This is a genomic window from Pseudoclavibacter sp. AY1F1, assembly GCF_002931075.1.
In the GTDB taxonomy this organism is placed as follows: domain Bacteria; phylum Actinomycetota; class Actinomycetes; order Actinomycetales; family Microbacteriaceae; genus Pseudoclavibacter.
The window spans coordinates 18,549-38,747 of sequence record NZ_PSTQ01000015.1 but is presented as its reverse complement, the minus strand read 5'-3'; the positions used below and the strand labels follow the sequence as shown (position 1 = coordinate 38,747).

Genomic DNA, 20,199 nt, shown 5'->3' with positions numbered 1-20,199 from the left:
TGCGCGACCGGAACCTCGAGCACCTGAGCCGGAAGGCCAGCACTCGGGGCTGAGGAACCGGGCCCTCTCGGAGCCACTGGATCATGCCCGGTGAAAACTGTGCAGCGGTTTCGAGAGAAAGGTCCCGGCCCAGTCGGGCGCGACCGCGCGGCAGCGCGCAGACGGCACCCGACCTGGACGTCAGCGAAGAGCCAGCCCGAGCCCGGTGAATAGGGTGGTCGCGTGAGCTACGCGATCTCTATGACCATCCAGACCCAACTCCGCAAAGACCGGCCCCTCTGGGTGACCGAGTATCTACAAGCGGTCGTCTCGAAGGACCCGGCTGCAAGCCGTGGCCCCAACCTGGTGGACGGCACCCCGCACTACCAGTGGGCCGAGTACCTCCCCGAGCGTGACTGGTTCACTGGCGTGCCGTGCGGCCTGGCCGCCGGCCTGACCTCAGACACCGAACGATTCTGGCTCGCCTCCGACTTCCACGACGACTTCATCCAGCACGACACGTTCTTCATGGAGCTCATCGCCAACTACACCGCAGGAGACCGCATCATTGGGTCCATCTGGAACGACATGTCGGCGACCAAGTTCACGCAGTACGCCTCCATCGGCGGAGAGCTGCACCTGCTCTCCGCCGACGGCGGGTGGCGGCCGGCGAACAGCGAGTCGTAACGCGCGCGAACGCTAGGCGTTACTCCGCGAGCAGAAAGCGCCCGGCCGCTTCGCCCGACCGCAATCGCTCCGCAAAAGTCCGGATCTGCGCGGCCAGGTGCGGGTACGAGCCCACGAGCGGCTGCTCAGTAGCGACCGCGGCGAGAACCTCGTCGAGCGTCTCGTTGACAAGCCGCTCTGCGCCGCGCAGCCCCCACGACGCGACCTCCGACACGACATCCGAACGCTCGACCAGGTGATGCTCGTAGCGACCGTTCACGGCCAACCCGAGTCGACCATCCACCCCAGCCTGATGCGCTTGCGGCACCACGTCATACGCGGGAGCCAATCGAGTGCGACCGTCAACAGGGTGCAATAACCCAAGGTTCTTGGTGTGCATGTCCAGGTTGCCGACGGCGATACCGAGCACGAGCATCCGTGCCAGCACGATCAGATCTGTCGAACGCGACTGACCGCGCAACGCCTGAGCGACACGCTTCAAGCTCGTGACGCCACCCAGCTCCTGGTACTTCTGACTGCCCGACGCCCCGAGCACCTGGCTGAAATCCTCCTGGTGGATCCGATGGCCATCGATCCGGTCGAACCTCTCGACAACGAGCGCCGGCAGGCCATCGAACTCGGCGACAGTCGTTGAGAACGACGCCAGACCAAGCCGCCGGGCCAGCCGCGCGCCGTACTCCTCGTCGAAGATCACCGTCGGGTTCGCCGACAGCCTCGGCTTCAGGATGTGCGTCGACGGGAAGCCACCAAATGCCTGGCTCCAGAGCGTCCGACCCGTCGCGGACTCCGTCGCTGCAAGTACGATCTTGGGCTGCACGCCCGCCAGCGACGACTTGCCCACGTCAGCGAGATTCCCGAGCGAAGCCGACAGCGGGTTCTCGAGGAGTGCCCGAATCTGACTGTCGTCGACGGCTTTCGTGCCGGGCGTCCGTGGCTCCGTCGGATCGTCGACATCCCAGAGCTGCACCGCACCCGCCACGTCACGGCCGTAGCGAGCAAGAAACCCCAGGATGTCTCCGGGTCGGAGCCCTGCCTGAGTGCGCAGGTACTCGTACTGATCGCCCTCCGGCAGAAGCTCCGCGAACCAGTTGCGACGCCTGCCCGCCTTCGCCCGAGTCTGGCGAGCGACGAGCGGGAGCTCGACCGCCAAAATGCTGCTGTTCGTTCCGAACTCGGCGATGCCGGCCGTGGATGCCACAAAGTCGAAGGATCGGGAATCGTCACCCTCGAGCAGTCCGACCTCGACGCCGTAGAGCTCCACCGCCAATCGCATCAGCGCGGCCCCGCCGACTCATCGGCCCGCTGCTCCCAGCTTGCAGACAACTCGATATCCAACTCGTGCATCAGATCGAAGAGGCGCCGCAGATAGATTGTCGTCTTCCCGCTCTCGATCTCGCTCACCGCGCTCTGCGACAACTGCAGGCGCTCGGCGAGCTCAGCCTGGCTGAGGCCGGCCTCGAGGCGCGCCTGCTGCACGGCCAGGCCGAAGTCGGCGGGTGCATTGAGCCGTGCGCGTGCAGTCATGACGAACTCCCATCTGAATATTCAGATACTACTCGAGTATCTGAATATTCAGATAGGAGTTGCCCATCTGAAAAACCAGATATACCTACGCGTCGACGACACCCGTGAAGCGAGTCCCGATGCCGTACGAGAACTCCCGAGTTGTCCCGGCGGCAGGCTCCGGCAGTTCGTCAAGATCGTGGTTGTCGCACGACACATACGTGAACTCGGGCCACCACTTCTTCGGCCGAACCTTCTCGACCGTCCCGCACACCTCGCACGTCAGCGTCGCCCACACCGGCCGCTTCCCCGTCCGGTTGGCCCGCGACTGGGCCAGCCAAGCCGGCGGGTTCGCATCCAGCTCCGCCAACGCATCCTCGGCGATGTACGGGGGAAGGCCGTTCCGCTTCGCCATCTCGAGCGGAATATCGAGACGGATCGCGGCGTCGTGTCGGCTGAGCTTCATCCCGACAGCCTAGAGCCAGCTCAAAGCGCAGGTGCGCCAGCAGCGTCTGCGGCAGGATCTGCTGCGGGGTCGGCGGCCGGAAGCGGCGCCAAGTACCGGGCGAGGCTGTCGTCGAGCTCGTCGATCCACTTCGTGTGGTGCGTGGATGCGATCGTGCCCGTCATCACGGACCGGTATGCGCGGTCGCGGTACCCCATGATGTCCTCCGCCTTGTCGTGCTTCCACGCGAGGAAGATCTCCACGACCTCATCGAGATCGAACATCGGGTAATCGGTCGCCTCGATGAGGTCGCGCGTGTAGTCGGCCTGGAAGCGGATCTCGTCCGCTGCCCCGCCGATCGCGTGGAAGCGCTCGAGCCACGCGTCGATGTCGGCCTGGCGCGCATCCACCCCGGGCAGCACAACGTCGCCCAGGATGACGTCGCGCACGAACCACGCCTGCGCGTCGAACATGTTGAACGTGAACCACTGGTCCTGCGCGCCCAGGTAGAAGAGGTGCGGGTTCTGCTCCCACACGACCCCCTTGTAGAGGCCCTCCGGGTACACGTTGTTTGGCGAGTCGAGCGCCAGCTCGCTGGGCAGGAACGGGTACTTGTGCAGGTACCCCGTGCACAGGACCACCGCGTCGAAGTCCTTCTGCGTGCCATCAGCGAAGTGCGCCGTCGAGCCGTCGAACTTCGTCACGAGCGGGCGCTCCTCGAAGCCGAGCGGCCAGTCGTACCCCATCGGGGCCGTCCGGTAGCTCGCCGTCACCGAACGCGCGCCCATCTTGTGCGCCTGGCTGCCGATGTCCTCCGCCGAGTAGCTCGACCCGATGACCAGCACATCCTTGCCGCGCAGGTTCTCCGCACCACGGAACTCGTGCGCGTGGCTCACCTGGCCAGGGAACGTCTCGAGGCCCTCGAACGACGGCATCTTCGGGAACGAGAAGTGCCCCGACCCGACGATGATGCGATCGAACACCTCACGGCTTGTCTTCTTCGACTCGAGGTCCTCGCTCACGAGCGTGAACTGCTGCGTCGCCTCGTCGAAGTCGACCCAGCGCACCACCGTGCTGAAGCGCACGTGCTTGCGCACACCGGCGCGCTCGACGCGGCCAGAAATGTAGTCCCACAGCGCGGGGCGCGGGGGATACGACGAGATGGGGCGGCCGAAGTGCTCATCGAAGCTGTAATCAGCGAACTCGAGAGCCTCCTTCGGCCCGTTCGACCAGAGGTTGCGATACATGCTCGAGTGGACCGGCTCGCCGTGCTCGTCGAGGCCCGTCATCCACGAGTAGTTCCACTGCCCGCCCCAGTCGGCCTGCTTCTCGAAGCAGACGATCTCAGGGATCTCCCGCCCCTGCTCGGCCGCCGACTCGAACGCTCGAAGCTGTGCCATGCCGCTCGGGCCCGCACCGATGATCGCAATTCTCATGTTCTGTTTTCCCTGGTTCTGTATGTCTGGTCGAGTTACGTATGACGCTCTACTGACCACCAGGTTAACAAGTCGCGGATTCTGCCGCCGAGAAGGGGCAGCGGATGCACCACTCAGGGCATGCAGACAGCCGGGTCTGGCCCGAAGTCGCGCTTCGACGACTCGTACCCACCCGTCTGCACCGATGCCTCCAACACAGGGGTGCCCATCGTCGAGAACGTGTACGTCGTCGTGACCAGCGGCGTCGGCTTCGCGGGCGCCTCCGTGTCGAGTCCGTAGATGGAGCCGTAGTCGGGCAGCTCCGGCAGATCGACCTTCGAGGTGTCCGTCTTCAGGGTCAGCTCGTGCTCGTCCGCGAACGACTGCATGGCCGAGCCGGACCAGCCCTCGGCGCTGCGGTTCGCATCCAGTGCAGGCTTGAGCTCCAGCTCGCACCGCTCGGCGAGCGTCGCCCGGTACGTGAACGAGACGGCCATAACGGTCGCCCCGATCGCCAGCAGGCACCAGACGACGCCGCCGAACCTGAAGTAGCCGAGGTAGGCGTCACTCCAGTTGGGTTCGCGGTCGCGGAACATCCACCGTTGACCCGTCGACGCCGCGGATGCGGGCCAGCCGGCCTGCCAGACGCCGAGGACGGCGAAGACCAGTGCCATCGCGAAGATCGGGAGGAAGTCCATGAGGGCTGATGCTAGGTCAGGCGCGGAGGAGATCCGGGCGCCGTGAACGGGAAGTCACCGGATGCTCGCGCCGCGATCAGCACGCGCAGGTCATGCTCGCGAACTCGTTGAGTCCAACGATCGCGAAGATAACGCCCGTGACGAGGAACACCGGAGCGCCGAGGATTCCGCACCAGAAGCTCGGCGCCTGCTTCTCACTGGGAAGGAAGAACGTGACGATCGCGACGGCGATCGCCCAGATCGAGACCGGGGCGAGGAACGGCTGCTCGAACACCCAGATCATGGGCACCCAGTGCAACCCCACAATGAGGAGCATGACCGGCGCCATGAGCTCGCCCTTCTTGCGGCGCAGGAGGACGATCGCCGCGATGATGCCGCCGACGACCTCGACCGCGACCATGGCGATGTAGATCGTGAACGGCACCGAATCGACCCGCAGGGCCGTCGCGCTTGACCAGTTCTTGATCGCGGTCGGCAAGGTGATGCCGACGAGGGCGACCCCCGCGAGGCCCAGCACGCCAAAGACGATGCGCCACGCCCAGTGCCTGGGGCGCTCCTGCGCCCACCCCGCCCAGACGAACGTCGCGAAGCCGAACAAGGACGCAGTGAAGATGACATCTCTCGGATATTCGACGGACAGCATGCGCACTCCTCGATCGATTTGCCGCCCAGCCTAGGGGAGCGGCGCGTGACGGCGCGGGGGAGAACTGCCCGCGTGCATCCGCGCTTCTCCTGCTCAGAGCACGTCGCAGATCGCCCCGAACGTCGCATCGGCGTCGTGCAGCCAGAACGGATGCCCGACTTCCGGCAGATGCCGCACATCCCAGCCCAGCGCCTCGAGCTCGGCGGGGATCGGTGCCGGGGCGACGGCCTCGCCCTCCGACGAGAGGACCAGCGTCGACTGGACGACCGGAGCAGTCGGCGCGTAGGGCGCATGCGCGATCTGGTCGAAGATGCCGACGGTCATCTTCTTGTCGAAGCGCTGCTTCGCCCGCTTGTCGAGGATGCGCGTCTCGGCCGAGTAGCGCTTCGTGTCGCCCGTGCCCGTCGCGGCGCTCGCCAACATGACAAGCGGGAGCGTGACACCGGAGAGGGCCCAGAAGACGCGCGCCCCGGCACCCTCGCTTGGCAGCCCGAGCTTGAAACCAGGATCGAGGTAGACCGCGCGTTCGGGCAGGAGGCGCGGCACAGCCCGAACGAGCAGCGCCCCGCCAAGCGAGTGCCCGACCGCGCTGTGCAGGTCGCCCGGTAGCGTCTCGCACAGGTCGTCCACGAACTCGTCGAGGCGGTAGCTCTGCGCCCGCGGACTCTCGCCGTGCCCCCGCAGATCGACGGCGATCGCCGTGTACTCGCCGGACTCCGCGATGCGCTCCGCGAGCGACCCCCAGAGCTCGGCGCTCGCCCCGATGCCATGCACCAGCGCGACCTTCTTCGGACCGTCACCCATCGTGATCGTGTGCAGCTTCATGCATCCGCTCCAGTTCTCGTGGCCAAGCTCTCAACTCGGACAGACTCGCTCACGCTACGCGCACCCGCTGTTACTCTGAGCGCGTGTCCGAACCCGGGATCTTCCTCATCCCGGCCCTCGCAGTGCTGGCTCCCCTCTTCGCGCGCAGCATCTCGCTCTGGGTCAAGGTGCCCATCGTCGTGTTCGAGCTCCTGCTCGGCATCGCCATCGGGCCCAGCCTGCTCGGCTGGGTCGACAAGTCCGAGCTGCTCGACTGGCTCTCCGAGTTCGGCCTCGCGGCCCTCTTCTTCGTGGCAGGCAACGAGATCCGCTTCCGCAGCCTCGGCGGCACAGTGCTCGGCCGGGCGTCGATGGCGTGGGTCGTGAGCCTCGCCATGGGGCTCGCCGCCGGGTTCCTCATCGCGCCAGGCGAGGCGGCAGTTATCATCGCGATCGCCCTCAGCTCGACGGCCCTCGGCACGCTCATCCCCATCCTCCGCGACGCCGGCGAGCTCGGCTCCCCGTTCGGCAGGGCGACCACGGCGATGGGGGCCGTCGGAGAGTTCGGACCGCTGGTCGCTATCTCCGTCTTCCTCGGCACGCGCTCGCCCGGCGTCTCAGCGCTTGTGCTCGCGCTGTTCGTTGTCATCACTGGGGTCGCGATCCTCGTCGCCGTGCGCATGCAGCACGGGCACCTGCACCGGCTGGTCAGCGCGAGCCTCCACACGTCCGGGCAGTTCGCGGTGCGGGTGGTCATCTTCACGCTCGCCTGCCTCGTCGCGCTCAGCGCGGTCCTCGACCTCGACATCCTGCTCGGCGCCTTCGCGGCCGGCGTCATGTGGCAGATCATCATGCGCAGCGCCCCGGAATCAGACCGGGAGCAGGTCGAGAGCAAGATCGAGGCGATCGCGTTCGGGTTCCTCGTGCCGCTCTTCTTCATCTACACCGGGGTCACGTTCAACCTCGACGCGCTCCTCGGGAGCACCCAGGCGCTCATCCTGCTGCCCGTGTTCCTCGCGCTGCTGCTGCTCATCAGGGGAGTACCCGCGCAGCTCGTCGCGCCCAAGGGGGCCGCGGTGCGAGAGCGGGCGAGCCTCGGACTGCTCAGCTCGACGGCGCTGCCCATCATCGTCGCCGTCACGGCCATCGGCGTCGACGAGAAAGTGCTCGAGCCGGCCCTCGCCTCGTCGCTGGTCGGGGCCGGGATGCTCTCCGTGCTGCTCTTCCCGATCATCGGCATGGCACTTCGGCCAGCGGATGCACGGCGGGACCTGGCCGCGGAGTTCTAGCGGGCTGCCCAAAGTGGATGCGCATCCTGAGCTCTGAGTCGCATCCACGCGGCGGACGCATCTTCATTGACGAACGAGGGTGCGTATCTCGTGTGGATGCGAGCGCGCGCCGTCAGCGAGTTCCTAGCGGGGAGCGTGGAACGCCGTGATGTTCGCGGAGTTCCAGCGCAGCGCATCCCACTCGCCGTGGAATGTCAGCACCGTGATGCCTGAAGTCGGGTAGCCGTGGCGGATCTCGAGAGCCAGCTCGGAGTCCTTATCCGAGGCCAGTGCGATCGCCGTGCCGGACACGGTCGGCTCGTGGCCGATGACCAGCAGCGTCTGCACCTCGGCGTCGGTCTCTTTGACCTGCTCGAGGTAGTCGTCCTCGCCGCCCATGTAGAGGACGCTCGGGAACTCGGCCGGGGCCAGGATCTCGGCGGTCTCCAGCGTCTGCCGCGTGCGCGCAGCGGGGGAGCAGAGCACTTTGTCGACCTTCGGGGCGTGCTCGCGCAGCCAGTCTCCGGCCTCAGCAGCCTCGCGAACGCCGCGATCGGCGAGCGAACGCTGGCGGTCATCGATCGTCATCGGATGCTCGGCTTTTGCGTGGCGGAGCAGGATCAGAGTGCGGGGCATGAGGCCAGCCTAGAGAACGCGGAGGGCAACGCGGAGCAGGCTGACCGCGTCCGCTACTATCGCGGGCGCCTCCCTCTCATTCGCCGGCGCGCTGCTGGGGCTCGAGGTCGAGGTGTGGCAGGTGCGCGCCTCCTACGACTCCAAGCCGTACCGCAAGGCGCAGATGGAGGTGTACGGCGGCGTCTGCCATCCGTCGCCCTCCGACCTCACGGAAGCTGGACGAGCGATGCTCGCGAAGGACCCGAACACAACGGGGTCACTTGGCATGGCCATCAGCGAAGCCGTCGAGGTCGCCGCCCAGGACCCGAACGCGCACTACGCGCTCGGCAGCGTGCTCAACCACGTCATGCTGCACCAGTCAGTCATCGGCCAGGAAGCGATGCAGCAACTCGCGGAAGCCGGCGACGCCGTGCCCGACGTGATCTTCGGCTGCGCCGGCGGCGGATCGAACCTCGCCGGCCTCACCTTCCCATTCCTCGGACGCCTACGCGAGGGCACCAAGACCCGCCTCGTCGCCTGCGAGCCCGCGGCCTGCCCGTCGTCGCTCACGCAGGGCGAGTACCGCTACGACTTCGGAGACGTCGCAGGGCTCACGCCCCTGCTCAAGATGCACACCCTCGGCAAGGACTTCGTGCCGCCGTCCATCCACGCCGGAGGCCTCCGCTACCACGGCACGTCTCCCATGGTGTCGCACGCCGTGAACCTCGGCCTCATGGACGCCATCGCGATCGAGCAGGACGACGCATTCGAAGCCGGCCTGCTCTTCGCGCGCAGCGGAGGCATTATTCCGGCACCCGAGTCGACGCACGCGGTCGACGCACGCGGTCGCCGGCGCGATCGCGCACGCGCGCCAGGCGGCCGACGGAGAAGTCATCGTCCTCGGGCTCTCCGGCAACGGCGTGCTCGACCTGCCGGCGTACGCGCAGTACGTGTAAGGGGTGGGGCGGCCGCTGGCTGCTGACTGGCGGTTGGCCGTCGACCGCTGATTGGCGGCCGGCTGTCTGATTGGCTCCGAAGTCGATTCAGTCCCTTTAGATCTTTGATATGTGACTGGTGTGCGGGCCTGGGTGTGGCGGAGCGGATTTACTCTGCCCATCTGGGGTTTCACGCGTATCGCAGCTGGGTCGAATTTAAATACTAAATGCGCGGAAAAAGCCTGGTCTAGGACTAGTTGTTGACCCGGTCGAGTGCTAGGCTGGTGGTGATCTTGGGGGAGGTTACCGTGGCATCGGAGTCATTCAGAAGTTCGTCTCGTGAGACGGCTGTTGTGGATGCGCTCCTCGAGGCTCGAACCCAACTTTCCGGAGTTCCTGACGCGGAGATCGTGGTCGTGCTGCACGAGTTGGCGGCTCGTCGGCGGGTGTTGGATGCGGCGTTGGTGGAAGTGGCTGCCGAGATGCTCCGGCGGGAGGATGAGTCGCCGCGGTCGGAGACGGTCGCACGCAAGGCGGGGTTTCGGGATTTGGCCGGCATGGTTGAGCAGGTGCTCGGCGTGAAGCTGTTCGAGGCGAACACGCTCGTCAAGGTGGCTTCCGTGACGCGGGAGCGGATGGGGATGACGGGGGAGCCGATCCCCGCGAAGTTCGCAGCGGTGTCCCGGGCGGTTTCGTCGGGGGTGATGTCGGTGGCGCAGGCGGCCGCGATCACGAAGGGTCTTGAGCACACGCGTGACCGCGTCGACGTCGATGATCTCGCGCTGGCCGAGGCGGAGCTGGTGGCGTCGGCGTGTGGGGTGAACCCGGAGGATGAGCAGCCGGCGGTGCCGAAGGTGCTGGAGGTGCAGGCCGCGATGTGGGTGTCGTACCTGGATCCGGATGGTGACGAGCCGCGGTCGGAGAAGATCGCGGCGGAGCGGGGTTTGTGGTGGTCGCGGCGCGCTGATGGGGCGATCACGGGCAAGTTCGTCGCGACGCCGGAGCAGGGTGAGCAGCTGATCTTGGATATTGACGCGCTCCTCTCGCCTCGCCGGGCGGTGGAGTTCCCCGCGGCGACGAGTTGCGGGGAGCCGCACGCCGCGGCCCTCGGCACGGACGGCGCGCCCCTCGACAGCGACGACGCCGGCGCTGACGCGGGCGCTGACTCCGCCGCCGCCAACGACGGCGACGGCGACGACCCTCGCAGCGACGACGACAACCACGAGCACGGTGACGCCGAGGCCCCATTGGAGGATCTGCGCACGCAGCCGCAGCGGCGCATGGACGCGCTCGCCTCGATTCTGACGTCCTACGCCGAATCGACCGACGCGCCCCGCATCGGCGGGGAAGCGCCCACGCTCGTCGTCGTGACCACCGAGGCTGGGCTCGAGGGAAACCCTGCGCGTCCCGAGGACGTGTCCCACTTCGAGCACACCGGCGAACCCGTCCCGGCGTCATTCGCCGCGAAAGTCATGTGCGACGGGTTCATCCGCGTCGCAGTCCGGGGCTCGAATGGGGAGATCCTCGACCTCGGCAGGCGCCGACGACTCTTCACGACGGGCCAGCGGCGGGCGATCTTCGTCAGAGACCGACACTGCCGAGCTCCCGGCTGCCGAGCGCCAGCACGCTGGTGCGAAACACACCACGCCGTGCCCTGGAGCGAAGGCGGACCAACCGACGTGAAAGACGGCATCCTGCTGTGCTCCTTCCACCACCACGAAGTCCACCGCGGCAGACTCACCCTCATCCTCCGTCCCGATGGCAGGTGGAGAGTCGTGGCGAGCGTCGCCCACCACGTCCGACGCCGGACCCCGCGCCGCCGCATGCCTGAGCGCATCGATGCCCCTCGCCCAGAGTGGAACCGCAGAACCTGAAACCGCAGAACGCGAGTAAAGCCACCGGACTCGGTACCGCGGAACGCGAGTGGGCTGACGAACTCAGAACCGCGGAACGCGAGTGGAGCCGCCGGACTCGGAACCGCGGAAGTCGAGCAGAGCCGACGAACTCAGAACCTGCACCGTTGAGTTGGGCCGGTCACTGGAGACGCCACCCAATACGGCAACGGCACAGTGCGCTCGCCGTTCGCCCCTTCAGGGCGACAGGCGGGCTCGGCAGAACCGACGGAGGGTCGGGAGCGCAACTCGCAACTGAACTGCGCACCCGGCCCGGAACGACCCGCCCTCTAAGCCTTGACGAACTTCAGGAGTGCCTCGTTGACCTCGTCGGCGTGCGTCCAGAGCAGCCCGTGCGGGGCGCCCTCGACCTCGACGTACTCGGCCTCCGGGAACGCCGCATGGAACGGACGCCCCGTCGAATCGATCGGCAGAATGTTGTCGCTCGTACCGTGCAGAATCAGCGCAGGCTTGCCGCTCGCCCGAACCGCGGCGACGTCCTCTCGGAAGTCCTCGATCCACGTCGGCACGACGGCGTAAGCGGCGACCGGCGCCGACTGGGTGGCGGTCGTCCAGTTCGCATCCACAACCTCCCGGCTGATGCGTGACCCCAGGTTCTCGTCGAGGTTGTAGAAGTCCTTGTAGAAGTTCGTGAACCACGCGAACCTGTCAGCCTGCGCGTTCTCGGAGATCCCATCGAACACCTCCTGCGGAACACCTGTGGGGTTGTCGTCGCGCTGCACCAGGAACGGCTCAAGCGACGCCAAGAACGCAAGCTTCGCGATCCGCTCGTGACCGTGCCGCCCGACGTAGCGGGCGAGTTCGCCGGTTCCCATCGAGAAACCAACCAAGATCACATTCCGCAGATCCAGCGTCTCGAGCACCACGCTCAGGTCGCTCGCGAACGTGTCGTAGTCGTAGCCCTCCGTGACCTTGCTCGACTGGCCGAAGCCTCGACGGTCGTACGTGATCACCCTGTAGCCAGCCGAAAGCAGTTCGCGCGTCTGCCGCTCCCAGCTCGCCCCGTTCAACGGGTAGCCGTGAATGAGCACCACTGGCTGTCCAGCGCCGTGATCCTCGTAGTACAGCTCGATGTCCGTGCTGTTCTGCGTCCCGACCTTGATGTAGCCCATAGACGTGCTCCCTTCATCGTGGCGAAAGCGACGGAGCGCACAAGCCGCCCGTCTCAAACGGGCGCCGCAGCGTCGCGACCACAATCCAATGACACGACCCTGACCGCGAACCGAGACTGTGACGCCGGAAGGCCCCCGGCCGCATCGGAGTGCACCACACCGCTCGGCACTGCACTGCACCGCTCGGCACTGCACCGCTTGGCTCGGATCCGCACCGCTCGGCTCGGCACGGCACCGCTCGGCTCCGCACCGCTTGCTCCGCACCGCTTGCTCCGCACTGCACCGCTTGCAGCACGCCGCTAAAGCCGCGGGGCCTCTGCCGCGCACGACTCAGCTCGGCGGAGCGTCAGCTGCCCTCGAAGAGCCGAAGGTCACCCATCGGTGGGAACGGGAGGATGTATTCGCGAGTCGGCGCCTTCATGTCGCCCCAGTCCTCGAGCTTCACACGAACGCGGCTCGCCGACACCTCCGTGATTCGCACGCGAGTCCACTCGCCATCCTCGAGGCGCAGCTCATAGGCGTCAGCGAGGTAACTCATGCCCGTCGCCTCCAGAAGGGACTCCGCGTCGAACCAATCAAGCGGCTCGGAAATTGCACGCCCGAGCAGGTCGATCACGACGAAAGCCTCGCCGGCCGGGCGCATCCAACCGAGAAGCTCGCCGTCGCCGCGGCGGTGCTCGATCCATTCGCTGCGAGTAGTCACGCCCCGATGCTAGCCAGAACAAACCCACTGAGGTTGAGCTGTGGATAACTTCTGCGCCGACTTCACGAAGACGCTAGCTTGACGCCCATGCACTCAGGGGAGAAGCGCAGACGGTCGATATGTACCGTGCTGCTAGCCATGCTCAGCTTCGGCGCGGCCATAGGGGCAAGCGGATGCACGCCCCAAGAGACCCCGTCGCCCCCGACCCCCAGCACTGCCGCCGCAGCAAGCGCCGCGCCAGTGCTCCCGAGCAACGAAGAAGCCCTCGCGATCGTGGAAGAGCTGGTGCGGAAAGCCTCAACGGCGGAATCAGATGCGCGGACCTCGGGTAGTTACGCAGAGCTGGAAGCGATTGCCAGCAGTCAGTATGTTTCGCAGGTCCGAACGAGCAACGAAGAACTCGCTGCTGAGGGACTCGTGGTGACCGGCAACAAGGAGGTTGATTCTCTGCAGATCCAGAGTGTCGTGGCGGCCGATGGGCTAGCTAGCATCCAGTCATATGGGTGCTACGACATCTCCGGGACTCAGCTCACGAACTCTGCTGGTGAGAATGCTCGGAGCCCGGATGTGCCCATGCGGGTTCCAGTTGTTTTTAGAGTGGAGGGCATCAGCCCGAACTTTCGCCTCATGGAGACCCTGCCGTGGTCTGGCCCGAGTTCCTGCTAGCGCTGGCGCTGGCGACCGGTGGTCTCGCTCCAGCTTCCCCGACAGCCATCGTGTTGACATGCGCAGACTTTGAGATTCAGACAGGTGCCTGCGGTGGCGCGTCTACCGACGGTGACAGCGTCAGCGTGAACGTGGAAGAGACCTACGTGGGTGACCCCGGTCCCTCGGACTCGTATGACGGTGGGGGATCCGGCGACGGCTACTCGTCCGACGACACCTGGGCTTATGACGGCGGTGGCGGAGACAGCGGCGGATCGGGCGGTGGCGCGAGCGGCGGCCCGCCGCCGTTCACGCCGAGCGCCAGCGCCCTCGCCTCTCCCATGAGCTCACTCCTCACTCCCGTTCTCTGTCGCGCCTGCGACGCTGGCGGGGGAGGCGGGGGAGGCCCCACGACAACACCTCCGCGCCCACCGACGAGCTTCACGATCAGCGACGTCCTCACGCTCGCGCCGGCATCAGTGACCCTCACCGCGGAACCCTCGACGTGGAGCATCGTCGGCTCCCACACGAACTTCTACACGGCCGCCACCAAGCACAGCGCCGCCGGAAGCGTCCTCGGGCACCCCGTCACCGTGACCTTCACCCCGGTCACCTACCGGTGGGACTACGGCGACGGAACCACGCAGGAGACAACAACGCCCGGCGCATCCTGGGCCACCCTCGGCCAGGACGACTTCAGCGCCACCGCAACAAGCCACGTCTACGCCGAGAAAGCCACAGTCGAGGCATCCGTCACCGTCGTCTACACGGCCGTCGTGACCCTCGCGAGCGGCTCGAGCATCCCGGTGACCGGCACACTCAACCGCGCATCCACCACCGTTGCCCTTGAGCTCTTCAACGCCGACACCGTCATCACCGTCGGCGACTGCAACGAGCACCCCGAGCAGCCACGCTGCTGAAGCTGCCCCGTCCTGACGCCTAGGAGTTGCTTCGCTACTCGTCCTGACCGAACACGACGGTGCCGTCGGCGAGCACACCCCACCCCGGGTTGTGCGCGACCTCCCAAACCACTCCGTTCGGGTCCTCGACCAGACCATGGAAGACCCCGCCGAAGTCGCCCTCCTGCGGCACCTTCAGCGTCACGCCGCCACCCGCCGCCATCGCCGAGACCACGGACACAACCTCCTCGCGGCTGCCCACGTTGTGCGCCAACGTCACCCCGGAAACCTGCGAGCGGTCCTCCCCAGTTCCAAGGTCACGGTTGAACTTGTCCGCGTCGAAGAATCCGAGCACCTGCCCGGCCCCGAGCTGGAAGAACACGATCTCACCCGCCACATCCAGCAGCGGCTCCCAGCCGAGCGCCTCCACGTAGAAGCGCCGCGCCGCGTCAAGATCCCGCGTCGCGAACGTCACGAAATTCACCTGCTGCTTCACGAGCGCCCCACAAACGTCGACAGGTTCTCGAGCGACGAGGAGATCCCGTCGACATGATCCGACTGGCTGATTCCGCTCGGCACGTCGTACGCCGACACCGTCACCAGCGTCCCGCCCGGGAACTCCGCCAGCTCCCAAACCATCGTCATCGTGCCCGAGAATCGCGGATCATCCGACTCGAACACCACCTGCTGGGCAATGCGTTCGCCATCCACCAACTCCACGAGCACGGATTCCGACACATCCAGCGACTCGGACGTCTTCCCGCCGCCCGCCGGAGCCTCCGAATACGTGAGCTCGAGCACGCTGCGCCCGCCAACCCAGGGCTCGAAGCGCCGATACGAGCCGGTCATCCCAGCCGGCGGCAACCACGACTCGAGCGCAGCCTGATCGAGCAGAGCCCCAAAGATCCTGGATGCGCTCGCCGGCAGCACCCTCGAGACCCGGTCGACGCGTGGTTCGAAATCGCTCGTCATGCCCGGAAGCTATCAAGCCGACTTGGGGATGCGCCCACCGTCGCCCAGAAGAGCCTCCAGAAAAGATTCTCAAGAAAATTCACGGCGCGTGTCGATTTCGCGACCCGCCGTTCGACGCCATAGTAGACGGGTGCTGATCGGCACCCGGGAATCGGCCCCGAGGGTCGCTAACAAGGAGAATCACCATGAAGTTCATGCTCATCATGCGCGCCACCGACGAAGCCAAGGCCGCCTACGAAAACGTCGACTTCACCGAGATCATCAACGCCATGGGCAAGTACAACGAGTCGATGATGGAAGCCGGCGTCCTGCTCGCGGGCGAAGGCCTCGCGGACGACCTCAGCACCGCGTTCGTCGTGGACTTCACGGGCGAGCAGCCCGTCGTCACCGACGGGCCGTACGGCGAGACCCACGAGCTCTTCAACGGCTTCTGGATCATCGAGACCGCCACCCGCGACGAAGCCATCCAGTGGGCATCACGAGCCCCGCTGCAGGGACCGGGCTCCAAGCTCGAAGTGCGCCGCGTCACCGATATGAGCGACTTCGCGGGCCACGAAGACAACGAGTTCCTCCGCAAGGAAGAAGGCTGGCGCGAGGAGCAGGCAGGCGCCTGAGCCCCGAGCCCAAACCTAGAGCGGTGGCCACGGCCATGAACGCCTCAGAAGGCGGCGGTGAAGCGGACGACCACGTGGCCGTCCGCTCATCCGCCGCAACAGGCTCGCTCGGTTCGCGCAATGCGCCCGTCCAGAAGGGTCAGCATGGTCAGCAGCGTCAGCAGGGACAGCCGAACTCGCCGAGCCAGCAGGACCAGCCGGGCCAGCAGAACGCGCCAGGTCAGCCGGGCGGGCCGAATTCGCCAGGTCAGCCCGCGTCCGCGGCGGCCATCGAGGCCGTCTGGCGCATCGAGAGCGCCCGCATCGTTGCAACTCTCACTCGGGTCGTGGGGGACGTCGGCCTGGCCGAGGACCTCGCGCAGGAGGCCGTCGCCGACGCCCTGACGCAGTGGCCACTCTCGGGAGTCCCGGTCAACCCGGGCGCCTGGCTCACGGCCGTCGCGAAGCGCAAGGCGATCGACGGTTGGCGCCGCCGCGAGCGGCTCGACGACCGATACAGCGCCATCGCCCGCGACCTCAGCGAAATGGATGCGGCTGCCGGCGACGCTTGGGAGCCGATCAGCGACGACGTGCTCCGCCTGGTCTTTGTCGCCTGCCACCCTGCCCTCTCGCGCGAGGCGCAAGTGGCCCTTACGCTGCGGATCGTCGCCGGCCTCACCACCGACGAGATTGCGCGCCTCTTCCTGATCCCCGTCGCGACCGTGCAACAGCGCATCGTGCGCGCCAAGAAGAGCCTCGCCGCGGCAAGAGTGCCCTTCGAGACGCCCGACCCGAGCGAGTGGTCGGCGCGCCTCAGCGGCGTGCTCGCCGTCATCTACTTGATCTTTACAGAGGGCTACGCCGCCAGCTCGGGTGACCGCTGGCTGAGGTCCGATCTCGCCGCGGAGGCCCTGCGCCTCGGCCGAACCCTCAGCAGCATGATCCCGCGCGAGCCGGAGGTGCTCGGACTCGTCGCGCTCATGGAACTCCAGAGCTCGCGCTTCGCGGCCCGGGAAGCCCCGGACGGCACTCCGATCCTCCTCGCGGACCAAGACAGGCGTCGCTGGGACCGCTCCGCGATCCTCCGCGGCAGAGCCCTGCTGGCCAAGGCGGATGCGCTCGGCAAAGGCCGAGGCAGCTACTGTCTGCAAGCCGCCATCGCCGAACGCCACGCGGTGGCCGTATCCGTACAGGACACCGACTGGCCTCAGATCGTCCTGCTCTACGAGGTTCTTGGGCGGCTGGCCCCCAGTCCCATCGTCGAACTCAACCGCGCCGTCGCCGTCTCCATGGCGACCGGACCCGCGACGGCCCTCTCGATCGTCGACCGGCCGGGCGCATCCGGTGCCCTCGGTCGCGGCCCGCTGCTGGCGAGCATCCGCGGCGAACTGCTTCTGCAGTTGGGAAGGACCGACGAGGCACGCTCGGAGCTGCGCGTCGCCGTCGAGCTCACGGGCAACGAGCAGCAGCGCCGCGTGCTCCAAGGGAAGATCGACGCGCTCGATTCCTCAACCTGAGCCCCGCAGACAGGTCGACGGGCTCCCTCACCGAAGCGCCGCTGACCAACTTGCGTGACGGGCGGATGATCTTCACCGAGTTTTCGGCTGGACCAGCCGGTTGCGTCACGCAAGTTGGTCAGGCGCGCGGGGAGGATGCAGCGGGGAGGATGCAGCCGGGCGGACTGAAGAGGGGTGGCTGAGCCGCGGAGACTAGCTCCTAGGCGCGCTCGAGCACCAGGAGGAACTCGACATCGCCGGTTGGCTCCACCGAGACGAAGCCAAGGTTCGGGGCTTCGACGCCGTAGTCGGCGAAGGTCACGGGGATACTGCCGGCGACCTGCACGTTGTCGCCGTCGATGCCGGCCGTGATGTCGATGGTCACCTCTTGGCTGACGCCGTTGAGGGTCAGCGTTCCGGTGGCGGGGATCGTCTCCTGTGCGCCCTCGGCGAGCCCTTCGAGCGCGGCGACCGGCTCGTCGAGCGTGAAGGTGGCCTCGGGGTTCGTGGCGGTGTCGAGCGCTGAGCTGCGGAAGTACTCGTCGCGGCGCTCCTCGTCGGTTGCGATGGATGCGACGTCGACCGTGATGTCCGCCGCCGTCAGCTCGGTCTCGGTGGTCGTGAGGGCGCCAGAGACCGTCTCGGTGCGGCCCGTCACGGTCACGTCGGTGCCGTTGAGGACTTCGTCGACGCGGTAGCCGGCGTAGGAGCCCGCGGCGACGGTCCACGAACCGGCGAGGGTGCTGGCGTCAGCCGAGCTTGGTGTCGTCGACTCGATTTCGAGGGCGGGGGCCTCGGCAGCGGGCTCGGCGATGACATCGCGGTAGATCATGGGGCCGAACACTGCGGCGGCGATGCCGATCACCACGACGACAGCCGCGATGACGATGCCGATGGTGGCTTTCTTCGATGGCTTCTTCATAGTTGTAGCTTGAAGCACTTTTCTATGGAGAGGCTATGCGTTTGGCCTCGACCTCGTTTGGGAGCGGATGCGCACCCGGGCCCGTGCAGTGCCGCGGCGACACGCACGGCTCCAGCACAAGTGGCTCGTCTTAGGCTTCGAGCGCACCGCTGTGCGCGCAGCCGTGATCTTCGAAGGGACCCTGGTGAACGACGCCAACGAGACCAGCAACAGCTCCGCCCTCGCGGCCCGGCCCTGGCTAGCCGCGTACGCGGACGACGTGCCGCACGACATCCCGGAGGTCAAGGAGTCGCTTGTCGACCTGCTCGACAACGCCGTGAAGCGCTTCGGCTCGCGCCCGGCCCTCGAATTCTTCGGTGCCGAGACGAGCTACGGCGAGCTCGGGGAGCAGGTCGCCAGGGCTGCTGAGGGGCTCCGAAAGCTGGGCGTCGGCGCGGGGGACCGCGTGGCACTTGTGCTCCCCAACTGCCCCCAGCACGTCATCGCCTTCTATGCTTCCCTCCGACTCGGCGCCATCGTGATCGAGCACAACCCGCTCTACACGGCCCGCGAGCTGCGGCACCAGTTCGAAGACCACGGCGCGAAGATCGCAATCGTGTGGGACAAAGTCGCCGACCTCATCTCCGAGCTGCCAAGCGACGTCGTCCCCGAGACGGTCATCGCCGTCGACATGACCACGGCGCTTCCCTTCGGCAAGCGGCTCGCACTGCGTTTGCCCATCGCCAAAGCGAGGGAGTCCCGCGACGCCCTGACGGCGAGCCCGTCGGACCGCCGCGTGCTGAAGTGGGAGCGCATCTCGAACGCCAAGCGCATCTCGAAGCGGGTGCCAAGCCCCGCCCTCGACGACGTCGCGCTCCTGCAGTACACGAGCGGGACGACGGGCAGCCCCAAGGGCGCAATTCTCACCCACCGCAACCTGCGCGCCAATGCTGCGCAGGGCCGGGCCTGGGTCCCCGGCCTCACCGAGGGGCGTGAGATCTTCTACGGCGTTCTCCCGCTCTTCCACGCTTACGGGATGACGCTCTGCCTGACCTTCGCGATGAGCATCGGTGCGAGGCTCGTGCTCTTCCCGAAGTTCGACGTCGAACTCGTGGTCGCGGCAGCCAAGACGTCACCTCCCACGTTCCTGCCCGCCGTGCCGCCCATCTACGACGCCCTGTCGCGGGCCGCCTCCCGCAAGGGCGTCAGCTTCACGAGCATCCGCTTCGCCATCTCCGGCGCCATGAGCCTTCCCGTGAAAACCGTGGAGCGCTGGGAAGAGGTCACCGGTGGGCTGCTCGTCGAGGGATACGGCATGACCGAGACGTCGCCCGTCGCGCTCGGCAACCCCGTCGGCCCGACCCGCCGCCCCGGCACTGTTGGTGTGCCGTTCCCGAGCACGCACATCCGCGTCGTCGACCCGGACGATCCGAGCGTCGACCGTGCCGCCGGAGAATCGGGCGAGCTGCTCATCCGCGGACCCCAGGTCTTCCAGGGCTACTGGAAGCGGCCCGACGAGACACGCGAGGTGCTGCTCGCCGGAGGGTGGCTCCGCACCGGCGACATCGTCACCGTCTCGGAAGACGGCTTCGTCACGGTCGTCGACCGCAAGAAGGAGCTCATCATCACGGGAGGGTTCAACGTTTCGCCCTCCGAGGTCGAGGAAGCGCTCACGGCTCACCCTGACGTCGAGGGAGCCGCCGTCGTCGGCCTCCCTCGCTCTTCCGGCGGCGAGGACGTGACCGCCGCCGTCGTCCTGCGCGACGGCGCGACCTTCGACGCCGACGCCCTCCGAGACTTCTGTCGGTCGCGCCTCGCTTCCTACAAGGTGCCGAAGCGAGTCGTGCGGGTCGACGAGCTACCGAAGTCGCTCATCGGCAAGGTGCTGCGCCGACAGGTTCGCGAAGCGCTCGTGGCGAAGCGCAGCGAGTAGCCGTCAGGTGAGTAGGCGGCGGCCGGGCAGCCCGCCGCCG

At 67.0% G+C, this 20,199-nt stretch carries 22 protein-coding genes; 9 read left to right on the top strand and 13 right to left on the bottom strand.

Annotation, left to right across the window (positions count from 1 at the left end):
• Positions 1-240: 240 nt before the first annotated feature.
• A complete protein-coding gene (locus tag C5B85_RS16980) occupies positions 241-666 on the top strand; it encodes a hypothetical protein (protein ID WP_146078001.1) in 426 nt (141 codons plus the stop codon).
• 19 nt (positions 667-685) lie between these two features.
• Here C5B85_RS16980 and C5B85_RS16975 read toward each other — a convergent pair whose 3' ends face one another.
• The 7 genes from C5B85_RS16975 to C5B85_RS16945 all read right to left on the bottom strand — a co-directional run bounded on the left by C5B85_RS16975 (position 686) and on the right by C5B85_RS16945 (position 6,195).
• The gene (locus tag C5B85_RS16975; RefSeq protein WP_104287190.1) at positions 686-1,939 is read right to left on the bottom strand and encodes a type II toxin-antitoxin system HipA family toxin; all 1,254 of its coding nucleotides are present in this window, start codon (positions 1,937-1,939) and stop codon (positions 686-688) included.
• Positions 1,939-2,190, bottom strand: coding sequence for a helix-turn-helix transcriptional regulator (locus C5B85_RS16970; RefSeq protein WP_104287189.1), 252 nt, complete (start codon positions 2,188-2,190; stop codon positions 1,939-1,941). Before C5B85_RS16970 ends, C5B85_RS16975 begins: the two co-directional genes overlap by 1 nt.
• Positions 2,191-2,275: 85 nt before the next feature.
• Positions 2,276-2,635: a hypothetical protein gene (locus tag C5B85_RS16965; protein ID WP_104287188.1), complete on the bottom strand. Its 360-nt coding sequence runs from the start codon at positions 2,633-2,635 to the stop codon at positions 2,276-2,278.
• A 20-nt stretch (positions 2,636-2,655) separates the two neighbouring features.
• Positions 2,656-4,050, bottom strand: a complete 1,395-nt coding sequence (locus C5B85_RS16960; protein ID WP_104287187.1) for an NAD(P)-binding domain-containing protein — start codon at positions 4,048-4,050, stop codon at positions 2,656-2,658.
• 113 nt (positions 4,051-4,163) lie between these two features.
• Positions 4,164-4,727: a hypothetical protein gene (locus C5B85_RS16955; protein ID WP_104287186.1), complete on the bottom strand. Its 564-nt coding sequence runs from the start codon at positions 4,725-4,727 to the stop codon at positions 4,164-4,166.
• Between the two features lie 76 nt (positions 4,728-4,803).
• Positions 4,804-5,370, bottom strand: a complete 567-nt coding sequence (locus tag C5B85_RS16950; protein WP_104287185.1) for a hypothetical protein — start codon at positions 5,368-5,370, stop codon at positions 4,804-4,806.
• Between the two features lie 93 nt (positions 5,371-5,463).
• Entirely contained in the window at positions 5,464-6,195 is a 732-nt protein-coding gene (locus tag C5B85_RS16945) for an alpha/beta hydrolase (protein WP_104287184.1), read from the bottom strand.
• 83 nt (positions 6,196-6,278) lie between these two features.
• Here C5B85_RS16945 and C5B85_RS16940 point away from each other — a divergent pair, with 83 nt between their 5' ends.
• Positions 6,279-7,463, top strand: coding sequence for a cation:proton antiporter (locus C5B85_RS16940; protein ID WP_104287183.1), 1,185 nt, complete (start codon positions 6,279-6,281; stop codon positions 7,461-7,463).
• Between the two features lie 123 nt (positions 7,464-7,586).
• Here C5B85_RS16940 and C5B85_RS16935 read toward each other — a convergent pair whose 3' ends face one another.
• A complete protein-coding gene (locus C5B85_RS16935) occupies positions 7,587-8,078 on the bottom strand; it encodes a histidine phosphatase family protein (protein WP_104287182.1) in 492 nt (163 codons plus the stop codon).
• Between the two features lie 40 nt (positions 8,079-8,118).
• Between C5B85_RS16935 and C5B85_RS16930 the strand changes: the two genes are divergently transcribed.
• Both C5B85_RS16930 and C5B85_RS16925 read left to right on the top strand, forming a co-directional pair.
• On the top strand, positions 8,119-9,039 hold the full coding sequence (locus tag C5B85_RS16930) for a TrpB-like pyridoxal phosphate-dependent enzyme (RefSeq protein ID WP_308471346.1): 921 nt from the start codon (positions 8,119-8,121) through the stop codon (positions 9,037-9,039).
• A gap of 261 nt (positions 9,040-9,300) precedes the next feature.
• The gene (locus C5B85_RS16925) at positions 9,301-10,866 is read left to right on the top strand and encodes an HNH endonuclease signature motif containing protein (protein WP_181064481.1); all 1,566 of its coding nucleotides are present in this window, start codon (positions 9,301-9,303) and stop codon (positions 10,864-10,866) included.
• 308 nt (positions 10,867-11,174) lie between these two features.
• Here the strand turns inward: C5B85_RS16925 and C5B85_RS16920 are convergent, their stop codons facing one another.
• Both C5B85_RS16920 and C5B85_RS16915 read right to left on the bottom strand, forming a co-directional pair.
• Entirely contained in the window at positions 11,175-12,017 is an 843-nt protein-coding gene (locus C5B85_RS16920; RefSeq protein ID WP_104287180.1) for an alpha/beta fold hydrolase, read from the bottom strand.
• A 346-nt stretch (positions 12,018-12,363) separates the two neighbouring features.
• Positions 12,364-12,720, bottom strand: coding sequence for a hypothetical protein (locus C5B85_RS16915; RefSeq protein WP_104287179.1), 357 nt, complete (start codon positions 12,718-12,720; stop codon positions 12,364-12,366).
• 138 nt (positions 12,721-12,858) lie between these two features.
• Between C5B85_RS16915 and C5B85_RS16910 the strand changes: the two genes are divergently transcribed.
• Positions 12,859-13,386 (top strand): hypothetical protein, encoded by a 528-nt coding sequence (locus tag C5B85_RS16910; RefSeq protein ID WP_146078000.1) that lies wholly within the window; start codon positions 12,859-12,861, stop codon positions 13,384-13,386.
• Between the two features lie 125 nt (positions 13,387-13,511).
• On the top strand, positions 13,512-14,285 hold the full coding sequence (locus C5B85_RS16905) for a hypothetical protein (protein WP_146077999.1): 774 nt from the start codon (positions 13,512-13,514) through the stop codon (positions 14,283-14,285).
• A gap of 34 nt (positions 14,286-14,319) precedes the next feature.
• On the opposite strand, the gene C5B85_RS16900 is transcribed toward C5B85_RS16905, so the two are convergent.
• Both C5B85_RS16900 and C5B85_RS16895 read right to left on the bottom strand, forming a co-directional pair.
• Positions 14,320-14,760 carry a VOC family protein gene (locus tag C5B85_RS16900; RefSeq protein WP_104287176.1) on the bottom strand — a complete coding sequence of 147 codons (441 nt, stop codon included), beginning with the start codon at positions 14,758-14,760 and terminating at the stop codon, positions 14,320-14,322.
• Positions 14,757-15,236 carry an SRPBCC domain-containing protein gene (locus tag C5B85_RS16895; RefSeq protein ID WP_104287175.1) on the bottom strand — a complete coding sequence of 160 codons (480 nt, stop codon included), beginning with the start codon at positions 15,234-15,236 and terminating at the stop codon, positions 14,757-14,759. Before C5B85_RS16895 ends, C5B85_RS16900 begins: the two co-directional genes overlap by 4 nt.
• 185 nt (positions 15,237-15,421) lie before the next feature.
• Here C5B85_RS16895 and C5B85_RS16890 point away from each other — a divergent pair, with 185 nt between their 5' ends.
• Both C5B85_RS16890 and C5B85_RS16885 read left to right on the top strand, forming a co-directional pair.
• Positions 15,422-15,850, top strand: coding sequence for a YciI family protein (locus C5B85_RS16890; protein WP_104287174.1), 429 nt, complete (start codon positions 15,422-15,424; stop codon positions 15,848-15,850).
• A gap of 35 nt (positions 15,851-15,885) precedes the next feature.
• Complete coding sequence (locus C5B85_RS16885) at positions 15,886-17,346, top strand: RNA polymerase sigma factor (protein WP_219819440.1); 1,461 nt, start codon at positions 15,886-15,888, stop codon at positions 17,344-17,346.
• A gap of 199 nt (positions 17,347-17,545) precedes the next feature.
• On the opposite strand, the gene C5B85_RS16880 is transcribed toward C5B85_RS16885, so the two are convergent.
• Positions 17,546-18,247 carry a YceI family protein gene (locus tag C5B85_RS16880; protein WP_104287173.1) on the bottom strand — a complete coding sequence of 234 codons (702 nt, stop codon included), beginning with the start codon at positions 18,245-18,247 and terminating at the stop codon, positions 17,546-17,548.
• 184 nt (positions 18,248-18,431) lie between these two features.
• On the opposite strand from C5B85_RS16880, the gene C5B85_RS16875 reads away from it, so the two are divergent.
• Positions 18,432-20,159 (top strand): long-chain-fatty-acid--CoA ligase, encoded by a 1,728-nt coding sequence (locus tag C5B85_RS16875; protein WP_258070867.1) that lies wholly within the window; start codon positions 18,432-18,434, stop codon positions 20,157-20,159.
• The last annotated feature ends 40 nt before the right edge of the window (positions 20,160-20,199 follow it).